At 64.1% G+C, this 4,730-nt stretch carries 6 protein-coding genes; 2 read left to right on the top strand and 4 right to left on the bottom strand.

Annotation, left to right across the window (positions count from 1 at the left end):
* Positions 1 to 403 precede the first annotated feature (403 nt).
* A complete protein-coding gene (locus BST14_RS27495) occupies positions 404 to 763 on the top strand; it encodes a hypothetical protein (protein ID WP_036473420.1) in 360 nt (119 codons plus the stop codon).
* A gap of 38 nt (positions 764 to 801) precedes the next feature.
* Positions 802 to 1,629: a hypothetical protein gene (locus tag BST14_RS27490; protein WP_225337324.1), complete on the top strand. Its 828-nt coding sequence runs from the start codon at positions 802 to 804 to the stop codon at positions 1,627 to 1,629.
* A 394-nt stretch (positions 1,630 to 2,023) separates the two neighbouring features.
* On the opposite strand, the gene BST14_RS27485 is transcribed toward BST14_RS27490, so the two are convergent.
* The 4 genes from BST14_RS27485 to BST14_RS27470 form a co-directional block, all read right to left on the bottom strand.
* A complete protein-coding gene (locus tag BST14_RS27485) occupies positions 2,024 to 2,437 on the bottom strand; it encodes a PIN domain nuclease (RefSeq protein WP_036473422.1) in 414 nt (137 codons plus the stop codon).
* The gene (locus tag BST14_RS27480; protein WP_036473423.1) at positions 2,428 to 2,622 is read right to left on the bottom strand and encodes a hypothetical protein; all 195 of its coding nucleotides are present in this window, start codon (positions 2,620 to 2,622) and stop codon (positions 2,428 to 2,430) included. The genes BST14_RS27485 and BST14_RS27480 overlap by 10 nt, the downstream gene beginning before the upstream one ends.
* A gap of 159 nt (positions 2,623 to 2,781) precedes the next feature.
* The gene (gene ligD, locus BST14_RS27475; RefSeq protein WP_306460743.1) at positions 2,782 to 3,765 is read right to left on the bottom strand and encodes a non-homologous end-joining DNA ligase; all 984 of its coding nucleotides are present in this window, start codon (positions 3,763 to 3,765) and stop codon (positions 2,782 to 2,784) included.
* A 141-nt stretch (positions 3,766 to 3,906) separates the two neighbouring features.
* On the bottom strand, positions 3,907 to 4,730 hold an 824-nt coding region (locus BST14_RS27470; RefSeq protein ID WP_142279653.1), incomplete at its 5' end, for a discoidin domain-containing protein.

The following is a 4,730-nucleotide window of genomic DNA, read 5'->3' as shown; positions in this document are numbered from 1 at the left end:
TACCTCGGATAGATTGGCAAAGACACGCCGATACCGCAGATACGGTGGCAATACATCACATCGGATGTCAACGGACACGAGGTGAGTCATGTGTCTTCCGCCTTTCGTTGGTGGGACTGTAAGTCCGCGAAGCGACAGCAGCGGATATACCGGTGGCCCGGTCGGCTGGCGATCCCCGTGAGGCGGCAGATCAACGAGCAGCCCTCCCCCACCATTGAAGGGATCAGCACCTGCGCCGGCGACCTGCCCGAGAAGAAAGAGACGCATATCCTCGCCCCGGCCCAGCGGAAGCTATCGCAAGAGGCCCGCTGAAGGTACGAGCCAGATAGGTGGATTTGTTCCCTCAATCGTCACGTGATGCAGGCTGCATCACCTTGTCAGCGGTGGACCGCATAATCCAGGGATGCGGCAGGATGGGAACGCTGGGCGGCCGCGCAACGCGGTTGAGGCATATCTCGAACAGCTTCGGCAGGCTGAGCTGGTCGCCGAAGCAGAGGATGCGGCGCACGGGAAGCACTATTTGTCTGTTGCCACAGGAGATTTGGAGACCAGTGATGACGTGGCGCGGGTCGAGCAGCTCACCGCTACGGCCTGGGCCGGGCGTGAAGGCGCACACATGACCTCCTCTCGAGGAGGCAGTGACTACGTGACGCTGGTGATCGAGGGTCCGTCTGCCGCGCAGTTCGTCGACGAGCTGGCAGACCTGGCCGAAGAACTCGATCCGGGATTCTGGCGCATCTCCCGCTCGTCGAGCCAATTTTGATGTACGGCTCGGTTGCGCGGGCCAGACAAGGACCAAGGATGACCGCCACCCATCGCGCGTTGCCCAGGTTCGCCGCGGTCTCGACCATCATCGCGACCCTTTGTGCCACCGCGAGCTGCGATTCAACGCGTCACGCTCAGGGAAGTCCAACGCCGACGGCCCGCGCCTCCGGCTGGCCGACAACCCTGAACGACTTCACGGTGGTCTGGACCGCTGAACCCGGCATCGACGTCACGACCGGGCCCGTGGTAGCGGTACGCGCCTACGCCGAGTCCTACCTACTCGCCTCCATCACAGGAGACAATCGCTACCTGTATCCCGGCTTCCAGCAGTCCGTCGATCCCAACCAATCCATCGACCATCCCACCGGCACGCAATACCTCTGGCCGAAGCACTACGAACGCGAACACCCGTGGGTGGGCACTGACCAGGTGCACATCTCCTCTGTAACGACGTCCGGCCGCGACGTGACGGTGCTGGCTTGCGAATACACGTTTGGCACAGCTCAACTAGCCCGAGACGGGTACGAACCCAACATCGCTCTGCCGCCACCGCATTCAGGCATTACATCCATGCGGATCACCATGACGGCTCCCGCAAAGCCGGCACCCCAATTCCCCCAGCAGGGACCGGCTCGCGCACCGTCGGCCGACGTCTTCAACGGCTGGCGGATCACCAGCCATCAAGGCGGCTACTTCGCGCAGACCGGGATCGGCGACGAATGGCCAAATGTCATCGAAGACGAAAACACCTGTATCGCCAAGGCGCCTCAACACCCCGATCTCAAACGCGGCGGCCGATATCCTCGCGGCGACTTTCCTACCCAACCGGCATCTCCCGGATGGCCGGCCCCCAGCGCGGTATAGCCGATTGCTATACGCGCCTATACGTGGCTATAAATCGTGGGCCTCGCGAGCGTAAGGGTCGCTGACCAACCACCGCGTGATGGTGGGGTCACCACCATCCCAACGTCCGGCTTGTAGCAGCTTCGTTGCGCTTCAACGTGATTGAGGGCAGTTCGGTTTAGCGGGCGGGGAAAAGAGCCTCGGTCGTAGCCGGCGCTGGATCCGCTGTCAGCTAATCGCGGACATGGCCAGATTCCCCAGTTTCGATGAGAATGCTGCCCAAGGTTCACTGAGATCGGACAAGTATCGCACCGGCGTCTGAAGGTTATGGCGTCGATTTCACGCGTCCTCTGACCCTCTCCGCGTTTCGTCACGTGACGGGCTGTCGTTGTGCCCGTAACTGGTCAAGGGCGCTCTAGTCGACGGTCCCAGCAGGCACCACCCACTGGCAAGGTTGGCCAGTCACTGCCGAAATCAGGTCGAAGTCTGCGTCGTAGTGAAGAACAGTGAGTCCGTGTTCTTCTCCGGCGGCGGCGATGAGTAGGTCAGGAATCTTGCGGCCGCGCTGGCTTCGCTGAGCCAGGAGTCGCTGGACCTGAAGCGCGCGACGATGATGCGATTCGGTCGATTCCACAAGCTCGAATGCATCCAACGCCGCTATTAAGTCGTCCCACTCGGCTTCATTCCTCGCCGAATAGCCGACCTCGAGATCGGTGATACGGGCCCGCGCGAGTTCGCCCGAAGCCGCGAGCGGTTCCACCACCTCCCGGACGCTGGGCTGGCTGAGTCGCTTTATCACACTGGTGTCGATAAGAAACGTCAGCGCCATGCCTCGGCGCGATCTTCGGACGGCGCGGCGGCCAGTGCATCCAGAGCGGAGGCCACGTGTTCTGCGCGGTGCGACGTCGCGCGGCGCAGAGCCGCGTTCACCGTCTCTTTGATCGTGGTTGTTCCCAGTTCTGCGCGAGCCATCTCCAATGCCTGTTCGTCAATGTCGATCAGATGCTTGCCCACGTGCCTAGTATATACAGGGAGGCGCGCGATATATACCCGCGGTACGGCCCGGTCGCGAGTCACCAGAAGGCGGTTCGCCCCGGGTTCGATGAGAAAGCGTGAGGTCCCCCAACAGGGTCCGGGTTTGTCCCCGCCTGAGGCAACCGCGTCGTAGCTGCTTCAGCGGTCGCTCGGGATACGGATGTGGGCGGGGTCGGTGTTCCGTAATCCTTTGAAGCTGGCGTGGCGAAGCCAGCGGTGGGCCACATATTCGCGGTAAGCGACTTCGCAGACCAGTTCGGGTTCGACCCACGACACCCCGTGTGCCTCAACGGGATTGGCGGCGGGTGTGGCGGTGCGCGTGATGGGGTGGAGCATGGCATAGAGGTACCGGCGGGTGGTGTCGCTGAATCCGGTTCCGACTTGTCCGACGACGATCAGGTCGCCGTCGTCGTTGTGGCCGGCTAGCAGCAGTGAGCCGATACTGGTGCGTCCCCCGGGACCGGCGGCGTGGCAGTAGCCCACGATGATCAGTTCGCAAGTTGGGCGGACGAGGGACTTGATCCACTGGGTGGTGCGGCCGGGCCGGTAGGGCGCGTCAAGGCGCTTGGCGACGATTCCCTCCATCTGGTGGCGGGCCGCGACGTCGAGCATGTCTGCCGGGACCACCGCGGTCAGGGCACGCGGAATGGTCAGGGTGGGCGACTTGTCGACGACCATGAGTGCGTCGAGCAGTTCGCGGCGTTGGATATACGCCTGAGTGGTGAGGCTGCGGTTGTCGAGCGCTAGGAGGTCGAAAGCCAGCAGGCGGACGGGCACTTCGCGCAGCAGCTCGGGGTGTGGTCGACGTTGCTGTGGCCAGCGGCGCTGCAGGCGGGTGAACGATGGCCGGCCGGTGTGATCGACGGCGACGATCTCGCCGTCGAGAACCGCTTGGCGATCGCCGATGGCGGCGGCCACGCCGGCGAGTTCGGGGAAGGTCCGCGACACGTCTGCACCATGGCGGGTGAAGACCGTGACCGCGCCGTGCTGGACGTGGACGGTTGCTCTCTGGCCGTCAAACTTCCACTCGACGGCCCAGCCATCCGCGCGTCGTGGCGGGGTGCCGAGCGTCGCCAGCATCGGTGCCCATGCCGGATTTCGCACAGGCGTCTGGGTGGCCACCGGATCGACGGTACCCGCCCGCTCGGCGGTGGGATCTATCTGCGTGGTGATGGTCCGGTGATGCAGCCTGCATCACGGCTTAGTGGGCGTGGACGATATTCCGCGGCGCTTCGCCGGCGCGACGGATCTGCACGTCATACCTCACGTCGGGTGGGTGCCTTCGGTGCCGATGAATTGAATCTCGCTGATAGCTACGGTGGTCACCTCATCGGGAGTCCCCGACGCGGTTGGGCTTGGGGACGTTGCGGATTGAGGCGGATCAGAGGTTGCTTTGACGCGGATGAGTAGTTTGCTGACAGTGGCTGGTGGATTGAAGGTGATGAAGCGCCAATCCCTGGCCCCTGCGGTGTCGATGACGACGGGGTCGCGTTTGAGGTCCTTGGGGAACCACACCTCGAGTTGGGTGACAATGCGGTGCTTGGACCATTGGTCGGAGCCGTCGGGCGCGGTGGCGTCGAAGCCGCCGATGGCCCGGAGTTGGGTCAGGGTGACTTGGCGGCCGAAGTCGACTTGCAGGGTTTGTCCGTCCTGGTTCTTGACCCGGGTGCAGACCCATGCGGTGTTGAAGTCGCCGTCGAAGGCCCGGTTGGCGTCGGAGTAGTTGGCGTCGCGCGGGCACACGTCGCTGGCGGTGACCCCTTTGAGGATGGTGTCTTGCCGTAGCGGCGCCTGTGAGGGTGGTGGCGGTGCGGTCGCGGCCGGTGTGGTGATGTGGGGTTGCGGGTTGATGTCAGAGGTGAGGTAGTTGACGGCGGCCAGGGCCACCAGCAGGATCACCACGGCGGCCGCGGTGATGAATGCGGTGTGCATTCGGCGATCGGGCGGCACTCGCTTGTTGAACGCGCGGCCGCCGGCGCGGGCCGCGCGTCCGGACGCGCGTAGGGCGCGGGTGAGCAGGCCCGGCTTGTCCGGCGGTTGACTGTCGTTGGGGGTGTCGTCGTCGGGTGGTGGGGGTAGGCCGCGGC

The organism is Mycobacterium arosiense ATCC BAA-1401 = DSM 45069, assembly GCF_002086125.1.
Classification (GTDB): domain Bacteria; phylum Actinomycetota; class Actinomycetes; order Mycobacteriales; family Mycobacteriaceae; genus Mycobacterium; species Mycobacterium arosiense.
Note: the sequence above shows the minus strand (reverse complement) of the source record. Positions and strands in the feature narration are given on the sequence as shown.